The following is a 17201-nucleotide window of genomic DNA, read 5'->3' as shown; positions in this document are numbered from 1 at the left end:
CAGAAGTTAGCGCACACATCCCGCGTTCTGCAAACGTTGGTCAGAAAATGCTCCTCGGGAGCGAGGGGCGGCGGCGCGTCCGCCGGGCGACTGCGCGCGGCGGGGCGGCGTCAGGCGCCGGGTGGCACGGCGTCAGGCGCGCGGCGGCGCAGCGCTCTCGCGGACGACCAGCTCCGGCCTGGCAGCGCTGTCCTCCGGGCGCTCGCCCGTCTCCACCCAGCGCGCGAGCATCCCGAACGTCCGGCGTCCGAGGTCGACGAAGTCCTGGGCGACCGTGGTGAGGGGCGGGCTCCACATGCGCGCGAACGGCTGGTCGTCGAAGCCGACCACGCTGACGTCCTCGGGCACGCGCCGACCCTGCTCCGTGAGTGCGCGCATGACGCCGATGGCGAGCTCGTCGTTGCCGCACAGCACGGCGGTGACGGCCGGGTCTGCCGCGAGCACCAGCCCGGCCTCGTACCCGGAGTCCGGGTCATAGCTCGCCTGGAGCACGTCGGGCCGTTCGACGCCCGCGCTCTCGAGCGCACGACGCCAGCCCCAGGTCCGACCGCTGCGCGGACGTGTCGACGGGATCGCCACATGGTGCACGGTGCGGTGCCCCAGTCCCAGGAGGTAGCGCGTCGCCTCCTCGCCTCCCGCCTGGTCGTCGAGGAACGCGTGCGGTCGCGGACCCGGCCGGCGCCGGGCACCGGCCGCCGCGACGACGGGCAGCGCGTCCGGCAACGACTCGAGCGTGCGCACGCCGAGCGAGTCGAACTCCACGACGATCGCTCCCGCCAGGGACTGCGACAGGACGAGGTCGACCGCGCGATCGAGGTCGCGCGGCGCCTCGGACTCCACGACGGCGATCGACACCACGTACCCCGCCGCCCGCGCGGCCTCCTCGATGCCCTGGAGGGTGGCGGCGTAGCCGTACCGCAGCGTGTTCCTCGCGAGGACCGCCACCGTCGAGCGACGTCCGCTGACGAGCGTCTGTGCCGCCGCGTTGGGCCGGTAGCCGAGCTCCGAGACCGCCGCCTGCACCTTGTCCCTGAGCCGAGGGCTCACGGGGGTACGCCCCGTGAGCACCCTCGAGACGGTCGAGATGCTCACTCCGGCGAGCTGTGCCACGTCCGACAGCACCGGCGGCTGGTGTCCTCGACTCGTCACCCCGGAAGGTTACGCCGAATGGCGACCAACGTTTGCACGCCACGCGTCGTGTCCGGGCTGTCCCTCGCTCACCCCATGAGGAGCGCGTCGATCCGTCGGACCGGGTCCCAGGCGCCTGCCTCGCCGTTGGAGACGACGACGACCGTCACCCCGGGCGCCCCGGCCGGCGGGAGAGCGTCCGGGCCGGATCCGCCCGCGCCCGGGTAGTGGCGCAGCATCGCGCTCGACCCGGTGTTGATCCCCTCCTTGTACGCGGAGCGCACGGACCCGTCGGCGAGGAGCTCGAACTCGAGCCCGAACCCGTAGTGCACGCTCGCAGCCCGCTCCACGCCTTCAGCGTCCTTGCCGTCCGTCTCGTCCGTGTCGCCGTCGTCGTGCTTGACCTGCGGGGTGAGGAACGCGCGCGTGAGGTCGGGCGGCAGGAGCTCGCCGCCGCGGACCGCGGCCCAGAACCGGGCGAGGTCGTGCGCGGTGACGTGCGCGCCGCCGTCGGGCGAGCCGACGGGCGGGTACGAGTAGATGTTCTGCCGCCATCCGGTGACGGGCCCCTCGTCCTCCGGGCCCTCGTGGACGGGCTCCCAGCCCTCCGCGACGTCGGGCTCGGCCTCGTCCATGCGGAAGAACCCGGAGCGGTCCATGCCTGCCCGCGCGAAGACGTGCTCGCGTACGTACTCGCGGTACGTGGTCCCGGTGACGGTCTCCAGCGCGAGCCCGGCGAGCACGAAGCCGACGTTGCAGTACCGGCACCCCTCCCCCGGCGGGAAGTTCGGCTCCTTGTGGACGAAGCCGGGGAGGAAGTCGGCCGTCCGCGTCACGGAGTAGCTCGGCCGGTCGACCCACAGCGCCTCGTACGACTCGCCCGCCTCCTCGTCGGCGTCGTCCGCGATGCCGGACGTGTGGGTGAGCAGGTGCCGGAGCGTCACCTCGCGCGGGACCGTCGTGCCGGCGAGGTCGACGTGGTCGTGGATGCGGTCGTCGAGCCCGAGCCGCCCCTCCCCGACCTGCTGGAGCACCGCGACGGCGGTGAACAGCTTGGTCACGGACGCGACGTCGAACCGCGTGCTCGTGCGGACGGGCACGCCCCACCGGCGCGACGCGACGCCGTACGCGCGCTCGAACAGCGGGTCGCCGTCACGCTCGATCCGCACGACGCCGGAGAACGCGTCGGCGTCGGCCGCCGCTCGCAGGTGGGTGTCGAGGGCGGCCAGGGCGTCGTCGTCGAGCGCGGTCATGCCTCGACGGTAGGCGCCACCCCCCGGGCGAGGCCAGGGCTTTCCGGGCGGTCGTCCGGGCGACCTCGCAGGTGGGAGCGCTGTCAGAGTACGGTCGCGGTATGGCGACCTCGACGACCCCCGCGCTCGGCGTGATCCTGCCGCGCGAGCTGCCCGCCGACCAGATCGTGGCGTTCGCGCGCCGCGCCGAGGAGGTGGGCCTCGACGAGGTGTGGGTCGTCGAGGACCTGACGTTCCACGGCGGGATCGCGCAGGCCGCGACCGTCCTCGCCGCGACGCAGCGCCTCACCGTCGGCATCGGGATCCTCCCCGCCGCGACGCGCGCGCCGTCGACCGCCGCGATGGAGGTCGCGACCCTCGCCGCGCTGCACCCCGGCCGTCTGCACCTGGGCCTCGGGCACGGCATGCCCGCGTGGATGCGGCAGATCGGCGTCTGGCCCGCGAGCCCGCTCGCGATGCTCGAGGAGACGACGTCGGCCGTGCGCGCGCTGCTGCACGGCGAGCGCGTCACCGTCTCCGGCCGGTACGTGACGGTCGACGACGTCGCGCTGCACGCGCCGCCCGCCTCACCGCCGCCGGTGCTCGCCGGGGTGCGCGGCCCGCGCTCGCTCGAGGTCTCGGGCCGCGTCGCCGACGGGACGATCCTCGACATGCCCGTGACCCCGGAGTACCTCGCCGTCGCGCGTGCCGCGATCGACGCCGGGCGGGCGAGCGCGGGCGACGCCGCCCCGGCGGAGCACCGCGTCGTCGCGTTCTCGCTCGGCGCGGTGCACGACGACGTCGCCACCGCCCGTGCGATCGTCCGGCCCCACCTCGCCGTCCTGGGCGAGGCCGACTGGTCGGCGCAGATCGACCCGCTGCCGTTCGCCGACGACTTCCGCGCCCTGCGCGACGCGAGCGACACCCCCGAGGCGTTCGCCGCCGCGATGCCGGACGCGTGGGTCGACGCGCTCGCCGTCGTCGGACCCCCGGACGCCTTCCGCGCCCGGCTCGCCGAGCTCGGCGCGGGCGGGGTGTCGAGCGTCGTGCTCGTGGCGACGAGCCCCGACCCGGCCCGCCCGGGCGACCCGTTCGCGGCGCTCGACGCCCTGGAGGCGGTGGCGCACCCCGCTCAGTAGCGCCAGGCGCGCATGTCCTCCTGGTACGTGCGCTGCACGGTCGGGGAGAGCAGGGTCGACGGCGGCAGGTCGCGCGGCGGGTTGTCGGCGGGCAGGTGCGTGGTCGCGGCGAGCGACGCCGCGTCGTGGAACCGCAGGCCCGCGGGGAGCGGCGTGCGCGCGAAGAGCCCGGGGACGTCGTCGGGCTCCCCGGCCCCGGGTGCCGCCCCGCCTCCGGGGAGGGAGAGCGCGAAGCCCCACTCGCCGAACGACGGGACGTTGACCGTGAGCGGCACGACGGCACGGTCGGGGGCCGCGGCGCGGACGGTGGACACGACCTGCCAGAACGCGTCGGGCGTGAAGTAGGTGGACGTCGCCTGGGTCGCGAACGCGCCGCCCGGCCGCAGGTGCGCGGCGACCATGCCGTAGAACTCCTGCGAGTACAGCTTGGCGACGCGCTCGGTCGACGGGTCGACGAGGTCGACCAGCACGACGTCGAACGTCTGCGGCGTGTCCTCGACCCACCGGAAGGCGTCGGCGTTGACGACCCTCACGCCCGGGTCGTCGAGCGCGTGCTCGTTGAGGTCGGTGAGCAGCCGGTTGTCGCGCGCGAGGTCGGTCACTGCGGGGTCGAGGTCGACGAGCGTGACCTCCTGCACCGAGTCGTACCGCAGCACCTCGCGCGCCAGGAGGCCGTCGCCGCCGCCGAGGATCGCGACGGACGCGGGCGCGGCGACGGACGTCATCGCCGCGTGCGCGAGGGTCTCGTGGTAGCGAGCCTCGTCGACGGACGAGAACTGGAGCTGGTTGTCGAGGTACAGGCGCGTGTCGCCGCGGTACTCCGTGACGACGACCTGCTGGTAGGCGCTGCGCTCCTGCGCCACGACCGGGTCCTGGTACATCCCCGCGCTGATACGCGTCTCGAGCCACGACGACGCAGCGAACCCCGCGAGGAGCACCGTGAGCGTCACGGCGGCGAGCGCGGTCCACCGCGGCGGGTGGCCCATGCGCGCGAGCATGAACGCGGCGACGGCGACGTTGAGCACCGCGACCGCGAACGCTGTGCGGACGAGCCCGAGGTACGGGAGCAGGAGGAAAGGGAACAGGAGCGAGGCCGCGAGCGCCCCGAAGTAGTCGAGCGCGAGCACCTTCGACAGCAGCGAGACGGAGCCCTCGCTCCCCTGCTCCTTGAGGACCGCGACGAGGAGCGGGATCTCGACGCCGATCGCCGTGCCGATCGCGAGCGACAGCACGACGAACACGACCCACGCGAGCTCGGTCGACGCGTACGCCCAGAACAGCGCGAGCACCGACGTCCCGCCGAGGAGCGAGAGCACGAGCTCGTTGCGGACGAAGCTCAGCCCCGCGGTGCGCTGGAGGCGCGGCGCGAGGAGCGAGCCGAGGCCCATGCCGAACAGCGTGAGCCCGGTCGCGACGGAGAACGCGACGACGGAGTCGCCGAACAGGTACGAGGCCGCCGTCCCGAGGATGAGCTCGTAGACGAGGCCGCCGACCGCGACGAGCAGCGCGGCGGCGAAGACCGTCGGACGGTCCATCGGGCGCGCTCGGCCGGACCGCCCGGCCGGGGGCGCGACGTCGCCCGAGCCGTCCGCGGCGGCCTCGGGCGGTCGGCCGGGCGGGAGCGCCTGCTGGTCGAGCACGGTCAGGAGCTGATCGTCCCCGCGATGATGAGGCCGATCGCGACGGCGAGGCCCGCGATCATCACGCCGAACGCGACGTTGTGCTCGTCGACGAGCTCGCGGTGCAGGTTGAGGCGGAACACCTTGTTCGCGACCACGAGCGTGACCAGCAGCAGGACGATGCCGAGCGCCGAGTACAGGATGGTCGAGAAGAAGGACCAGAGGAACGCCAGCGGGGCGGCGGTTGCGATCACGGTGTCTCCCGGGGTCAGGTCGTGGGACGGGCGGTCGGGCGTACGGGTTCGACGAGGGGTTCGACGGGCGAGCGGGTCACTTGCCGAGCCCTCCGCCCCCGCCGCCGTACACGGAGCGGCGCACGCACGTGCCGCTCTGCTCGGTGGTGGTCACCTCGCCGGACGGTGCGACGGTCTCGACGGTGCGGGGCGTGCACGCCCCGTCACCCGTCGCGGCACGCGCCGTGCACGAGGCGGCGAGCCCGACGAGCACGACCGCGGCGACCGCGAAGGCCACGAACCGGCCCCCCGGGAGCGTGCGCGGCGCGACGCGGCGCCCGAAGAGGCGACGCTGCTCCGCGGCGTCGATGCGCCGTCCGCGGTAGACGGCGGTCACGGGACCGAGCGGGCCGGTCGTGCGCTCGATCGAGACGATCGTCCCGTGGGCCGAGAGGTCGACGTACTCGACCTGCTGCCCCACGACGAACGGCTCGGCGAACTGCCCCTCGACGTGCTCGACCCGGCCGGTGCCGCGCTCGCGCACGACGAGCGAGTGCTGCCGCCCGTCGAGGCGCAGGCCCAGGGTGCGCCCGGTGTGCAGCCCCGAGAGGTCGACGACCGGCGGCCACGCCTCGGTCGGGTGCAGGAGCGTGACGTCGCGGGTGTCGTGGTCGTACTCGACCCAGACGTCCGAGCCGTCGTGGGCGAGGAGCTGCCACTCCTCCCACGTGAACGTCGTGCCGCCGTGCACGGTCGACAGGACGGCGACGGCGCGCGGCGTCGCGCGGTGGGGCGGCGCACCGACGAGGTCCTCGCCCACGCGCAGCGCGAGCCGGGGACGGGTCCGGGTCACACGAGGCTCCGCACGGCGACGTCGGCCGCGCCCAGCGCGTCGGCGAGCAGGGCGCGCACGTCGTCGGTGAACGTGGCCGACGCCGGGGCCCGGCAGGTCGTGAGGGTCACGTAGGCGGTCCCGTGCTCGGGCCACGTGTGCACGGCGAGGTGCGACTCGGCGAGCAGGATCACGACGCTGGTTCCCTGGGGCTCGAACCGGTGCGACGCCTCGCCGAGCGGCGTCATGCCCGCGTGCCGGACGATCGCGTCGAGGCACCCGCGGACGGTCGGGTCGTCGTCGAGCAGCGCGGGGTCCGCGCCCGTCACGTCGAAGACGTGGACGAGGTTGTGCTGCACGCCCGGTCCCCCTGTCGCGTTCGTCGGTCCGTGGGCCGCACGCGGGTGAGCCGCCCGCGGTCCGGTGGCCGCGCCGTCGGGCCGCGCACACCCTAGCCGACGGGCGCCGCCCGCCGGCCGGCGCCTCCGCGACGCGAGACCCGAGGTCGACGGTGGGGACCGCTCAGTCCGGCCGCGCCGGACCGTCCACACAGGAGTCAGGTCCATCTCGACGAGGAGGCCATCATGGCCGTTCAGCTCAGCCCCTACCTGAACTTCGACGGCGACGCCCGCGCGGCCGTCGAGTTCTACGGCACCGTGTTCGGCGTCGCGCCGGACGTCAGCACCTACGACTCGATCGGCCCGGTGGACGACCCGGCGCAGGCGAAGAAGGTCATGCACTCCCAGCTCGAGATCGAGGGCGTCGGGACGCTCATGGCGTCCGACGTGCCGCCGGGGACGACGCTCACCGACCACGCGTCGGTGGCGCTCTTCGGCGCACCGGAGGACCGCGAGCGCCTGCACGCCTGGTTCACGGCGCTGTCCGACGGCGCGCAGGAGGTCATGGCGATGGAGACCGCGCCGTGGGGAGACGAGTTCGGCATGCTCACCGACCGGTTCGGGGTCGGGTGGCTGGTGAACGTCGCCGGCGCCACGACGCCCTGATCGGGGCGCGGGGCCGGTCGTCCTCAGGCGCCTGCGGCGCGGGGCTCGGAGGGGGTGAGGACGGCGCCGCCGGGGTCGACGACGCGACCGCCCCGGGCATCGGACGAACGGCAGGGCGGCCCCAGGGGGCGAGCGACCCGAGTCGCACGTATCGTCGTCCCGCTCACGAGACGGGAGACCTTCCACGATGGAGGACGGAGTGACCGGAGGCGTCCAGGTCGAGGACGACGCGCGGCACTGGGTGATGTGGGGAGAGATCGACTTCTCCGTCGCCCACGCGGTCAAGGAGCGCCTCGCCGCGGCGATCGGCCAGCGACCGTGGACCATCGACCTCTCGCGGGTCACGTTCATGGACTCCGGTGGACTCCACCTCGTCCTCATGGGGACGCGGACGGGGTACCGCCCCCGGCTCCTGCGCACGCCGGGGCACGTGCTCCAGCTGCTCGAGTTCAGCGGGGCGCTCGATCTCGTCGAGCTCGTCGAGACCGCGGCGGAGGCCCCGGAGCCTGACCCTCCGCTCGAGCGCTCGGCCGGCTGAGCAGCGCGTTCCCCCTCCCGCCACCCCTGGACAGGACACCCGATGAGAGCGTGGACACCCACGACCGAGATGGTCCGACAGCTTTATGTCGCCGGACGCGAGTCCCGCAGCCCTGCCGAGACGCTGCGCATGCACCCGGACGAGATCGCGGCGGAGTTCGACCGCTGGCTCGACTCCTTCCGCACGACGGCCGGCGATCCCCCCGTGGCGACGGGCCTGCCCGACGCGTCGTAGCGGCGAGGGCCGTCCGCGTGCGAGCCGCGACGGTCCCTGCCATGCTGGCAGATCTGGGGGCAAAACTCGCACAGCAGACAAAAAGGAGAAATCCATGGGTTGGCTCGCGTACATCGTCCTCGGTCTCGTCGCCGGTCTCATCGCGCGTGCGGTGCTGCCGGGGAAGCAGACGGGCTCGCTGATCATCACGATCCTGCTGGGCATCCTCGGGGCGCTGCTCGGTGGGTGGCTCGGCTCGGTCTTCTTCGGCACGGCGCTGGGTGACCTCGGCGACTTCCGGACCTGGCTCCTCGCGATCCTCGGCTCGCTGATCACGCTCGGGATCTACGGCGCGGTCACCAAGGGGAACCGACGCAACGCCTGACGGGCACCGACCGACCGGGGGGCTCCATGGACGACCTGCCGACCATCGCCGTCCCGACCGACGACGACGAGCTCACCACCTCCCACCCGCCTGAGGGCTACCGCCCCGTCCGGGAGTGGGTGCTGAGCACGACCCAGGGGCTCTCGGCCCTCCGTTCCGGAGTGGTCCAGGCCCTGGAGGCAGAGGGCGTGGTCACGACCGGGCGGCTGTCCGCCACCCCTGACACGCTCGTCCTCATCGCGTCGGAGCTCGCGACCAACGCACTGCGTCACGGGCTGCCGCCGACGATCGTGCGGCTCGCCCGCACCGACGACCGGTTCCTCCTCGAGGTCGCCGACCACGACGTCTCGCACGAGCCGGTCTACGCCGGGCGCCGCATCCCCGGTGCCGGCGGCGTCGGTCTCCACATGGCCCGCCAGCTCTCGCTGGACGTCGGGTGGTACCGCACCGATACGGTCAAGACCGTGTGGGCGACCTTCGCGGCCTAGGTGTGGTGTTCAGGGGGGTTGGTCAGCTGGCTGACCAACCCCCCTGGACATCACACCGAGGCGACGTGCGACCGACACTCGGGGCAGACCAGCACGGCCGATGCCGCCTCGTCACGAGTGACCGAGCAGTGGTACTGGCACAGGATGCTGACCCGGTGCGGGATCCGGGTTCCCGGGATCGATCCCCAGGCGACGATGTGCAGCACGCGGGCACGAGCGGGGCCGCCGCAGCCTGGGCAGTCGACGGTGATCCACTTCTCGATGACGGTCATGGCGGACCACGCTCTCGGCTTGTCTTCTCGACCCTTGGCGGTCGCGGTACGTCGTCCGGGTCGGGAGGCACGCCGGTAGCGGGCTGCTTCACGACCGGCATTCCCCGCGACACGTGGCCGCGCTACCGACGATGCGCCGTGCGGGGCCCGCTCGCCACGCGAAGGGGGTCGGGGTCGGTGGGTGAGTCGTCAGGTGCGCCAGGCAGGGTCGAAGTCCGGGTGCTGGGCGTAGGGCGTGGCGAGTGCCCGCAGGATGCGGTCGCCGACGAAGGCGATGCCGCTCTCGGCGCGGTCGTTGCTGCCCCGCTCGAGGTCGGCGGTCATGTCGTACCCGGTGGCCTCGTACGCGAGGGTGATGATGCGCCGTCTCACCGCGCACTCGGTCAGCAGCCGCGACCGTGACCACGGCGTCGGTGGCCCCGACTCGTCCTCGAGGCTCGCGCACGCTGCTTCGTCCTCGTCGATCCGGGCGAGCAGGAACTCGGTCAGCGCCATCTGCCCATCCTCCCACTCGCTGCTCGACGACCCTGGCGCACGCTGCGAGCAACCCTTGCCGGTGTAGTGTCGAAGTGTGGTTGATCGCCGGATCGGCCCACGTGACGCCGATCGAGATGGCTCTCGGACGCCGGGCGAGATGGATGCCCCGGACGAGGAGACCTCGGGTGCGCGGTGGGACGATGACGGGGGTTATGAACCCGACCTGGAGGATGAACCGATCTCCTTGAGTGGGGCGCCTGGCGCCTCACCGACTGCCGCGACGGCAGCGGACGCGAGCCGGCCCGCCGGTTCCGAGGATCGGACGACGCCATGAGCACCACCACCCCTACCCCCACCTCTTTCGGGCGGGTGCAGGACACCGCGCTGGAGTTGCGGGGGGTCCTGGACACCGCGCTGCCGCGCGAGCTCGGCACCGAGGCCGAGCCCCAGCTGTACACCGTGACCGCTGTGTTCTCCCGCCGGGTGTCTGGTCCGGAGCAAGCGTTGCTCGAGCTCCCCGCCGTCACCGCGCTGCTCGCCGACCGCGGGTATCCGGGCATCGTCCTCCGGGTGGAGGACCGGCGCCTGCTCATCGAGAACACGAACCTCGCCATGCTTTCCGGTGGGCTGGCCCACGAGATCGCGACGGTTCTGCGCGACGTCGAGGAGACGATCACGAACGAGCGGACGCGCAAGGCCGACGAGCTGGCCGAGTGGCGCGCGGCCGAGGTGCTGCGCACGGCGAGCGTGAAGGCCGAGGCCGACCGTGTCCGCTTCGAGTGAGGCGCGGCAGCCCCTGGCGTTGACGGGCCGCGTGCGGCCTGCGGCCCGATCGACGGCTCGGGACTACTCGGTGCTGGCGAAGATCGTGCGCGAGTCCGGCCTGCTGCGCCGGCGGTACGGCTACTACTGGACCCGGCTCGTCCTGACCGTCGCCGCGTTCGGCGCCGTCTGGGCGGGGATCGTCCTCGTGGGCGACACCTGGTGGCAGCTCCTGCTGGCCGTGGTGCTCGCCCTCGTGCTCGCCCAGCTCGCGTTCCTGGGCCACGACAGCTCCCACCGGCAGGTGTTCCGGTCCCGCGCCTGGAACGACTGGACCGCACGCATCATCGCGAACGCGCTCGTCGGGCTCAGCCACGCCTGGTGGACCGCAAAGCACGACGCCCACCACGCCGCCCCGAACCAGGAGGGCCACGACCCCGACATCTCACCGGGCGTGATCGCGTTCACGCCCGCGGTCATGGCGAGCAGGCACGGCTGGAGAGGGTGGCTGGCACGCCGGCAGGGCTGGTACTTCTTCCCCCTGCTCGCCCTGGAGGGCCTCCACCTGCACGTCGCGAGCGTGCGCCGGGTGCTCGGGCGCCGGTCCGTGCCGCACCGTGGCGTGGAGGTCCCGGTCCTGCTCGTGCGGCTCGCGCTCTACCTGGTGGTGCTGGGCCTCCTGCTCCCCCCGACCGTCGCGGCGGCGTTCCTGGCCGTGCAGCTCGCGGTCTTCGGCATCCTGCTCGGGGGCGCGTTCGCCCCGAACCACAAGGGCATGCCGATCGTCCCGGCGACCGCGGACGTCGACTTCCTGCGCCGCCAGGTCCTCATGTCCCGCAACATCCGCGGCGGTCCGGTCGTCGACTTCTTCATGGGCGGTCTCAACCGCCAGGTCGAGCACCATCTGTTCCCCAGCATGCCGCGCCCGAACCTGAAGCGCGTCCAGCCCCTCGTGCGCGAGTACTGCTCCCAGCTCGGCGTGACCTACACCGAGGTCGGGTTCTTCACCTCCTACCGGATCGTCGTCCAGTACCTCAACGACGTCCCCGGACGCGCGCGCGAACCGTTCTCCTGCCCCCTGGCCGCCAGCCTGGGCCGGTAGGGATCGAGGCGTCACGCGCACAGCCGCTCCCAGGTTGGCTCCCAGGTACGAGGCGTACTGTGAGGGCATCCGCGGCGAACGTGCCCCCACCGAGGTGCGCGGGCCCGGAACCGCTAGGAGGCCACCATGGCCACCACCCCGCTCAGCTCCGCCACCAACGGCGAGCCCGCTGCGACCGCGCGCGTGACGCGGCCAGACCCCGTCTCGCGCACCTCCGGGAACCCGACCAGGACTCCCCGCACGCGCACCGGAGCCACCTGGGTCGGCCTCTGTGTCGCCGCCCTCGTCCTGGTCGCGCTCATCGTGTTCATGCTCCAGAACACCCAGCTCGTGCTCGTCTCGTTCCTCGGCTGGCAAGGCTCCGTCCCCCTGGCCCTGGCCCTGCTCATCGCGGGGATCGGCGTCGGGATCGTCGCCCTGGTCGTCGGCACCCTCCGCATCCACCAGCTCCGCCGACGCCTCGCACACCGCCTCTAGCGCACGCGGCTCGCACCCCATGACCGACGACCGCGAGACCCCACCACGACGCTCCACCGACCTGGTCGGCGAGATCGACGCTTCCCAACGTGAGATGGAAGGCGTCATCTCGGTCGTCGACCACGACGCGCCCATCGATCTCATCCACTACGTCGCCGCCCGGGCACGTCTCGACAGCGCCATCGCCGCGTGGAACCACCGCGCCACGACCACCCGGGCCCCACCGTCGTAACCCGCGCGCGACAACCCGGGCCCGCCCCGCCCGGAGAACCGGACGGGGCGGGCCTGGCGTCTGCTGTCAGGGCTCGCGGCTCAGCCGCAGGTGGTCGCGTCGTACGGCGCGACGACCTCCGTGGAGACCGGCTCGCCGTCGACCGTGGCCGTCGCGGTGACGGTCGCCTCGCCCGCCTCGATGGACGTGCCGCGCACCGCGAACGACTGGTACGCGTTCGCCCCCGGGGCCACGGCGGTGAACGCCTTGGTCCCGAACGGCGTGGCGAGGGTGACGTCCACGGGGACGTCCTCGCCGTTCGTCGCGCGCACGGCCACGTAGGCCTTGCCCGCGAGGCAGCGCGTCTGCGCGGTGACCGTCACGTCGAGCGTCGGCTCCTCGCCGTCGTCGCCGGCGTAGACCTGGGCGATCTCGGCGTCGGACAGCGCCCGGTCGAAGACGCGCACGTCGTCGATCGTGCCCGGCCAGTAGTCGACGGGGTTGCCGCTCCACTGCCCGCGCCCGATCGTCAGCGGGCCGGACGGCGTGGTGCCGCCGCACACGTCGGACTGGCCGACGAGCTCACCGTTGACGTAGAGCTTGAGCTTCTGGTCGGCCGCGTCGCGGACGCCCACGACGTGGTACCAGTCGCCCAGCACGGGCTGCACGACGTACTCCGCCCGCGGCTCCCCCTCGTAGGAGAAGGCCCACCGGCCGCCGCCGCCGTACTGGAGGTAGAACGCGCTCGAGCCGAGCGACGAGTCCTGGCCGACGATCGTCGACCACGCGCCGCCAGGCGTCTTGTCGAGCTGCGCCCACGCAGAGATCGTGTACGAGCCGGTCGTGTCGACGACGGGCCCCTCGGTCGTGAACGACTGGTTCGTGCCGTTGAGCTTGATCGCGGACCCGCTGTCGCCGTGACCGGCGACCCACGTGCCCGTGCCCGACGCCGCGTGGTCGCCGACGCCGTCGGCCGCCGTGGTGCCCTGGCCCTCGTCGAACGACCAGCGGCCCGTGCCGGTCAGGCCCGGGGTGCCCGGGTCGACGGGCGCGGAGCCCTGCTTCGCCGCCGCGACGACCCGCTCGTTGACGTCCTTGACGCGCGCGGCGTCCATCTTGAGCACGCGGCGGTCGTACGTGTAGAAGCCATTGAGCTCGTTCTCGACGTCGGAGATCTCCGTGTACACCGAGCCGGACAGGTAGCACTGCGCCGGCCGCACGAGCTTCTCCGTGTTCTGCACGTACGCGTCGGTCAGCGCCTCGCTGTTCGCGACGCCGCCGTATGGGTTGGCGGACACGCCCGGCCACATGTGGCCCGGGACGCTCATCGAGAAGCCGCCGTGCTCGCCGTCGATCGCGGCGCGCGTGGCGTCCGGCTTCGGCAGGGCCGGGCCGGTGTACTGGTGCCAGTCGATGATGTCGCCCGTCTTGGAGTCACCCTTGGACGCGCAGCAGTTGTAGCCGGAGTGCGTGTTGAGGATGCGGCTCGGGTCGTACTCGTCGATCGTGTTGCCGATCCGCGCCGTGTCGCCGAGGTTCCACTCGCCCCAGCCCTCGTTGAAGGTCACCCACCCGACGATCGACGGCACCGACCGGTGCTGGTCGATGACGTCCTTCATCTCCTGCTCCCAGAAGACGCGGGACGCCGGGTTCGTGTCGCCGTTGTTGAACCAGCCGCTCGGGATGTCCTGCCAGACCATGAGACCCAGCGTGTCGGCGTGGTAGTACCAGCGGGCCGGCTCGACCTTGATGTGCTTGCGCACCGTGTTGAACCCGAGGTCCTTGTGGGCTTGGAGGTCGAACACGTACGCCTCGTCGGACGCGGGCGTGTAGATGCCGTCCGGCCAGTAACCCTGGTCGAGCGTCGACATGAGGAACGTCTTCTCGCCGTTCAGCAGGATGCGCTGGACGCCGTCCACCTCGGCGACCTCGATCGAGCGCATGCCCGCGTAGGAGGCCACCGTGTCGGTGCTCGTCGTCTGGCCCTCGCCGTCGGTGAGGGTGACGTCGACGTCGTAGAGGTACGGGTCCTCGGGCGACCACAGGTGCGCGTCCGGGATCTCGACCGCGAGCAGCTCGTTCGCAGCGCCGGTGACGGTGCCGACCTCGGTGCCCTCGGCGTCCCGCACGACGGCGGTCACCTCGGCGTCGTCGGACGCGGAGGCCGACTGCACGGTCACCGCGAGGACGCCGGCCTCGACGTCGGGCGTCGTGACGACGGCGTCGATCGCCGCGGTCGGGACCGGCTCCATCCACACCGTCTGCCAGATGCCCGACGTCGGGGTGTAGAAGATGCCGCCCGGGTTGAGCGTCTGCTTGCCGACGGCCTGGTTGCTGCCGTCCGTCGTGTCGACGGCGCGCACCACGAGCTCCTGCTCGGAGCCCTCGACGAGCGCGTCGGTGACGTCCACGGAGAACGACTCGTACCCGCCGCGGTGGGTGCCGACCTCGGTGCCGTTGACGTACACGGTGGCGAGGTAGTCGACCGCGCCGAAGTTGACGCGCAGGCGGTTGTCGCTGCCGACCGCCCAGTCCTGCGGCACCTCGAAGGTGCGGCGGTAGAACATGTCGTCCTCGCGGCGCTCGATGCCCGAGAGCGCGGACTCGACCGCGTACGGGACGACGATCTCCTCGTCGAGGTCGCGGCCGCTCGGCACGGCGTCGTCGGACTCCGCCGCCTCGAACTGCCAGACGCCGTTGAGGTTCTGCCACGCGTCGCGCGTGAGCTGCGGGCGCGGGTACTCCGGCAGGGGGTTGGTGGGGTCGAAGTCGTCGGCCCACGGGGTCTGGATCCGGAAGTCGGACCCGTTGGTGACCGGCAGGTTGAGCGCGCCGACCTTCTCCCCGCCGACCGTGAGGTCGCCCTCGCCGTCGTAGACGAGGCGCGCGGTCGACGCGCGGTCGACGGGCTCGGCGAGCGTGATGCCCAGGACGTCGCCCTGCGCCGCGACCTGCGCGACGGGCCACGCGAGCTGGTCCACCTGGACCTTGAGGTGGTCGACGAGGCTCTCGTCGACGCCGCCCGCCGCGCCCTGGAACGTCACGTTGAGGCTCGTGCCGTCGCTCTCGAGCGCGGCCTGCGCGGGGAAGACGACGAAGTCGTCGGGGTAGGTGAACGCGTCGGTCGGCACGATCTCACGTTCCTGCGACGGGCTCTGCCACCGCAACCGGAGGTGCGCGCCACCCGTGTTCTGGAACATCTCCATGCGGAACGAGTACTCCTGGCCCGCCTGGAGCTGGACCGGGGCGGAGGTCTGCTCGACGTCCCAGTCGTCGACCCAGTGGTCGATGACGAGCTGGTCGTCGATCCACAGCCGGAAGCCGTTGTCGCCGATCGCGGAGAACGTGTACGCCTCGCTGAAGTCGGGCGTGATCTGGCCCGTCCAGCGCGCTGACGTGCGCTCGCCGCGGCCCGTGAGCTCCGCGAACGTCGGGACCAGGTTGGGGAACTCGATCCGCTGGTCGGGGATCGTGGCCTTGAGGTCGGTGAGCGGCCAGCCGGGGCCGCCGGACAGGAAGTACTCGCCCTTGAGGCCGTTGTCGAGCGCGAGGTCCTGGGCCGCCACGTCCTGCGCGCCCGCCTCGTCCGTGGTCGTGGCCGCCGGCGTCGCGGTCGCCCCGACCGCCGTCGCCACGGCCAAGGGGACCGTGAGTGCGGCAGCCAGCGCCGCGGCGACCATCCTCGCCGGTCTGCCCCGTGGGGGTGCTACCGCTGTCATGGACTGCATCCGTGCTTCCTCCTCGTCGAGTGAATCCAGGGACTGCTCCGACGCGGCGGCATACCGGGCACCCGTGTCCGGCGGTCACCCTCCTTGGCGCACCGCACGACGTCTCCCCAGAATCAAACAACTTCCACCAGAAAAAGACAACAGGTAACAGCACACCACATCACCGACCGGGCCTCGCGGTCCCGAGATACGCCGAACCCGGGCGTCGCTCCTCACACGACGGCTCAGGTGAGGAGCGACCCCGGGTTCGGCGACGGGCGAGGTCGTCAGCGGTGGATGAGGGACGTCCAGTCGGACGGAACGCGGTCGGCCGGCGCGGGCGATCCCTGCTCCGGAGGGCGCGAGAGCGGCGCCGCGAGGTGCGGGCCGTCGAGCACCTGCGACGTCTCGTAGTCCCAGTACCAGTCCTCGCCGGGCTCGAACGAGCGCATGAGGCGGTGACCGGTCTCCTGGAAGTGCGCCGTCGCGTGCTGGGCCGGCGACGTGTCGCAGCACCCCACGTGGCCGCACGTCGCGCACCGGCGCAGGTGGACCCACCACCCGCCGTCCGCGTCGCACTCCGCGCAGCCGGTGCCGCTGGGCGGGACGGCCGGGTCGACGGCGGCCCAGAGCTGCGCGCCCAGGCTCTCGTCGAGCCCGTCCCCCGTGACGCTCACCGGCGGCTCACCGGGTCCCGACGGCGGACGGCCGCACGACGGGTGCCCACGACTCGGGGTCGAGCGCCGGCGCGGGCTCGGCGTCGTCCCAGGCCCGGCAGTCGTCGATCGTCGCGGCGAGCAGCGCGCGCAGCCGTTCGTCCGGGTCGGGCACGCACGCCTCGGCGATGCCCTGCACCGCCGCGGAGATGATGCTCGGCGCGGCGTCGCGCACGAACCGGCTCGGCCGCAGCCGCGCGCCCTCGCAGAACCGCTGCGCCCAGCGTGCCGTGCGCGGACAGCTCGCGAGCGCGTCAGCCGACTCGGCGCTGAGCGTGCCCGCGGGGCGGTCGTCGAGGACGTCGAGCATCTTCTCGGCGCCGATGATCGCGACGGCGAGCGTCTGCTGCCGGTCCGCCGGGGCGATCGGCAGCGCTGCGACCGCGGCGCGCAGCGAGATACGCACGTCCCAGTGCGGGTCGTCGCTCGTCAGCCCGATGACGGACGGGATGAGCGGCGCGAGCTTGGGGCGCTCCGGGTCGACCGTGAGGTCGTTCACGGCGCGCGCCAGCATCGCGAGCAGCGGGTGCGTGCACCGTGGATGGTCGCTCCACCGCTCCCCCGCGAGGTAGGACGCGAGCTCCATGAAGCACGCGCCCTTCTTCGGGTTGCGGTGCTTGCCACGGCCCAGCATCGGCAGCATGTCGTAGGTGTCGGTCACGAGGT

At 72.7% G+C, this 17201-nt stretch carries 21 protein-coding genes; 10 read left to right on the top strand and 11 right to left on the bottom strand.

Annotated elements, in window-relative coordinates:
* Positions 1-132: 132 nt before the first annotated feature.
* Positions 133-1149, bottom strand: a complete 1017-nt coding sequence (locus AC6CH9_RS16235) for a LacI family DNA-binding transcriptional regulator (RefSeq protein WP_336726201.1) — start codon at positions 1147-1149, stop codon at positions 133-135.
* 68 nt (positions 1150-1217) lie between these two features.
* Positions 1218-2381, bottom strand: coding sequence for a serine hydrolase domain-containing protein (locus AC6CH9_RS16230; protein ID WP_498155819.1), 1164 nt, complete (start codon positions 2379-2381; stop codon positions 1218-1220).
* 101 nt (positions 2382-2482) lie between these two features.
* Between AC6CH9_RS16230 and AC6CH9_RS16225 the strand changes: the two genes are divergently transcribed.
* Positions 2483-3499: an LLM class flavin-dependent oxidoreductase gene (locus AC6CH9_RS16225; RefSeq protein WP_498155818.1), complete on the top strand. Its 1017-nt coding sequence runs from the start codon at positions 2483-2485 to the stop codon at positions 3497-3499.
* On the opposite strand, the gene AC6CH9_RS16220 is transcribed toward AC6CH9_RS16225, so the two are convergent.
* From AC6CH9_RS16220 to AC6CH9_RS16205, 4 genes are all read right to left on the bottom strand, one after another.
* Positions 3493-5139 (bottom strand): polyamine aminopropyltransferase, encoded by a 1647-nt coding sequence (locus AC6CH9_RS16220; RefSeq protein WP_498155817.1) that lies wholly within the window; start codon positions 5137-5139, stop codon positions 3493-3495. The two genes, AC6CH9_RS16225 and AC6CH9_RS16220, sit on opposite strands and share 7 nt — an antisense overlap.
* Positions 5140-5141: 2 nt before the next feature.
* Positions 5142-5372 (bottom strand): DUF350 domain-containing protein, encoded by a 231-nt coding sequence (locus AC6CH9_RS16215; protein WP_087470639.1) that lies wholly within the window; start codon positions 5370-5372, stop codon positions 5142-5144.
* A 76-nt stretch (positions 5373-5448) separates the two neighbouring features.
* On the bottom strand, positions 5449-6204 hold the full coding sequence (locus AC6CH9_RS16210) for a hypothetical protein (protein ID WP_498155816.1): 756 nt from the start codon (positions 6202-6204) through the stop codon (positions 5449-5451).
* Entirely contained in the window at positions 6201-6542 is a 342-nt protein-coding gene (locus AC6CH9_RS16205) for an S-adenosylmethionine decarboxylase family protein (RefSeq protein WP_498155815.1), read from the bottom strand. Before AC6CH9_RS16205 ends, AC6CH9_RS16210 begins: the two co-directional genes overlap by 4 nt.
* A gap of 225 nt (positions 6543-6767) precedes the next feature.
* Here AC6CH9_RS16205 and AC6CH9_RS16200 point away from each other — a divergent pair, with 225 nt between their 5' ends.
* The 5 genes from AC6CH9_RS16200 to AC6CH9_RS16180 all read left to right on the top strand — a co-directional run bounded on the left by AC6CH9_RS16200 (position 6768) and on the right by AC6CH9_RS16180 (position 8811).
* A complete protein-coding gene (locus tag AC6CH9_RS16200; protein WP_498155814.1) occupies positions 6768-7187 on the top strand; it encodes a VOC family protein in 420 nt (139 codons plus the stop codon).
* A 199-nt stretch (positions 7188-7386) separates the two neighbouring features.
* Positions 7387-7725: an STAS domain-containing protein gene (locus AC6CH9_RS16195; RefSeq protein WP_498155813.1), complete on the top strand. Its 339-nt coding sequence runs from the start codon at positions 7387-7389 to the stop codon at positions 7723-7725.
* Positions 7726-7767: 42 nt separating this feature from the next.
* A complete protein-coding gene (locus AC6CH9_RS16190) occupies positions 7768-7959 on the top strand; it encodes a hypothetical protein (protein WP_498155812.1) in 192 nt (63 codons plus the stop codon).
* Positions 7960-8053: 94 nt separating this feature from the next.
* The gene (locus tag AC6CH9_RS16185) at positions 8054-8323 is read left to right on the top strand and encodes a GlsB/YeaQ/YmgE family stress response membrane protein (protein WP_053369168.1); all 270 of its coding nucleotides are present in this window, start codon (positions 8054-8056) and stop codon (positions 8321-8323) included.
* A 26-nt stretch (positions 8324-8349) separates the two neighbouring features.
* Positions 8350-8811, top strand: coding sequence for an ATP-binding protein (locus AC6CH9_RS16180; RefSeq protein ID WP_053369167.1), 462 nt, complete (start codon positions 8350-8352; stop codon positions 8809-8811).
* A gap of 50 nt (positions 8812-8861) precedes the next feature.
* On the opposite strand, the gene AC6CH9_RS16175 is transcribed toward AC6CH9_RS16180, so the two are convergent.
* Positions 8862-9083, bottom strand: a complete 222-nt coding sequence (locus tag AC6CH9_RS16175; RefSeq protein ID WP_053369166.1) for a hypothetical protein — start codon at positions 9081-9083, stop codon at positions 8862-8864.
* A gap of 189 nt (positions 9084-9272) precedes the next feature.
* Positions 9273-9578: a DUF6221 family protein gene (locus tag AC6CH9_RS16170; RefSeq protein ID WP_498155811.1), complete on the bottom strand. Its 306-nt coding sequence runs from the start codon at positions 9576-9578 to the stop codon at positions 9273-9275.
* 312 nt (positions 9579-9890) lie between these two features.
* On the opposite strand from AC6CH9_RS16170, the gene AC6CH9_RS16165 reads away from it, so the two are divergent.
* From AC6CH9_RS16165 to AC6CH9_RS16150, 4 genes are all read left to right on the top strand, one after another.
* Positions 9891-10343 carry a hypothetical protein gene (locus AC6CH9_RS16165; RefSeq protein WP_144425396.1) on the top strand — a complete coding sequence of 151 codons (453 nt, stop codon included), beginning with the start codon at positions 9891-9893 and terminating at the stop codon, positions 10341-10343.
* A gap of 70 nt (positions 10344-10413) precedes the next feature.
* Entirely contained in the window at positions 10414-11424 is a 1011-nt protein-coding gene (locus tag AC6CH9_RS16160) for a fatty acid desaturase family protein (protein ID WP_498155810.1), read from the top strand.
* Positions 11425-11550: 126 nt separating this feature from the next.
* Positions 11551-11901: a LapA family protein gene (locus AC6CH9_RS16155; RefSeq protein WP_053369162.1), complete on the top strand. Its 351-nt coding sequence runs from the start codon at positions 11551-11553 to the stop codon at positions 11899-11901.
* Between the two features lie 19 nt (positions 11902-11920).
* Complete coding sequence (locus AC6CH9_RS16150; RefSeq protein ID WP_144425395.1) at positions 11921-12133, top strand: hypothetical protein; 213 nt, start codon at positions 11921-11923, stop codon at positions 12131-12133.
* 80 nt (positions 12134-12213) lie between these two features.
* On the opposite strand, the gene AC6CH9_RS16145 is transcribed toward AC6CH9_RS16150, so the two are convergent.
* The 3 genes from AC6CH9_RS16145 to AC6CH9_RS16135 form a co-directional block, all read right to left on the bottom strand.
* The gene (locus tag AC6CH9_RS16145) at positions 12214-15792 is read right to left on the bottom strand and encodes a LamG-like jellyroll fold domain-containing protein (RefSeq protein WP_498155809.1); all 3579 of its coding nucleotides are present in this window, start codon (positions 15790-15792) and stop codon (positions 12214-12216) included.
* 314 nt (positions 15793-16106) lie between these two features.
* On the bottom strand, positions 16107-16496 hold the full coding sequence (locus AC6CH9_RS16140; RefSeq protein WP_498155808.1) for a UBP-type zinc finger domain-containing protein: 390 nt from the start codon (positions 16494-16496) through the stop codon (positions 16107-16109).
* A 7-nt stretch (positions 16497-16503) separates the two neighbouring features.
* A complete protein-coding gene (locus AC6CH9_RS16135; RefSeq protein WP_253691315.1) occupies positions 16504-17196 on the bottom strand; it encodes a hypothetical protein in 693 nt (230 codons plus the stop codon).
* Positions 17197-17201: the final 5 nt, after the last annotated feature.

The sequence above is a fragment of the Cellulosimicrobium sp. GQ32 genome (genome assembly GCF_059758455.1).
The sequence above is the reverse complement of the archived record's forward strand: the minus strand, read 5'-3'. Positions and strand labels throughout refer to the sequence as shown.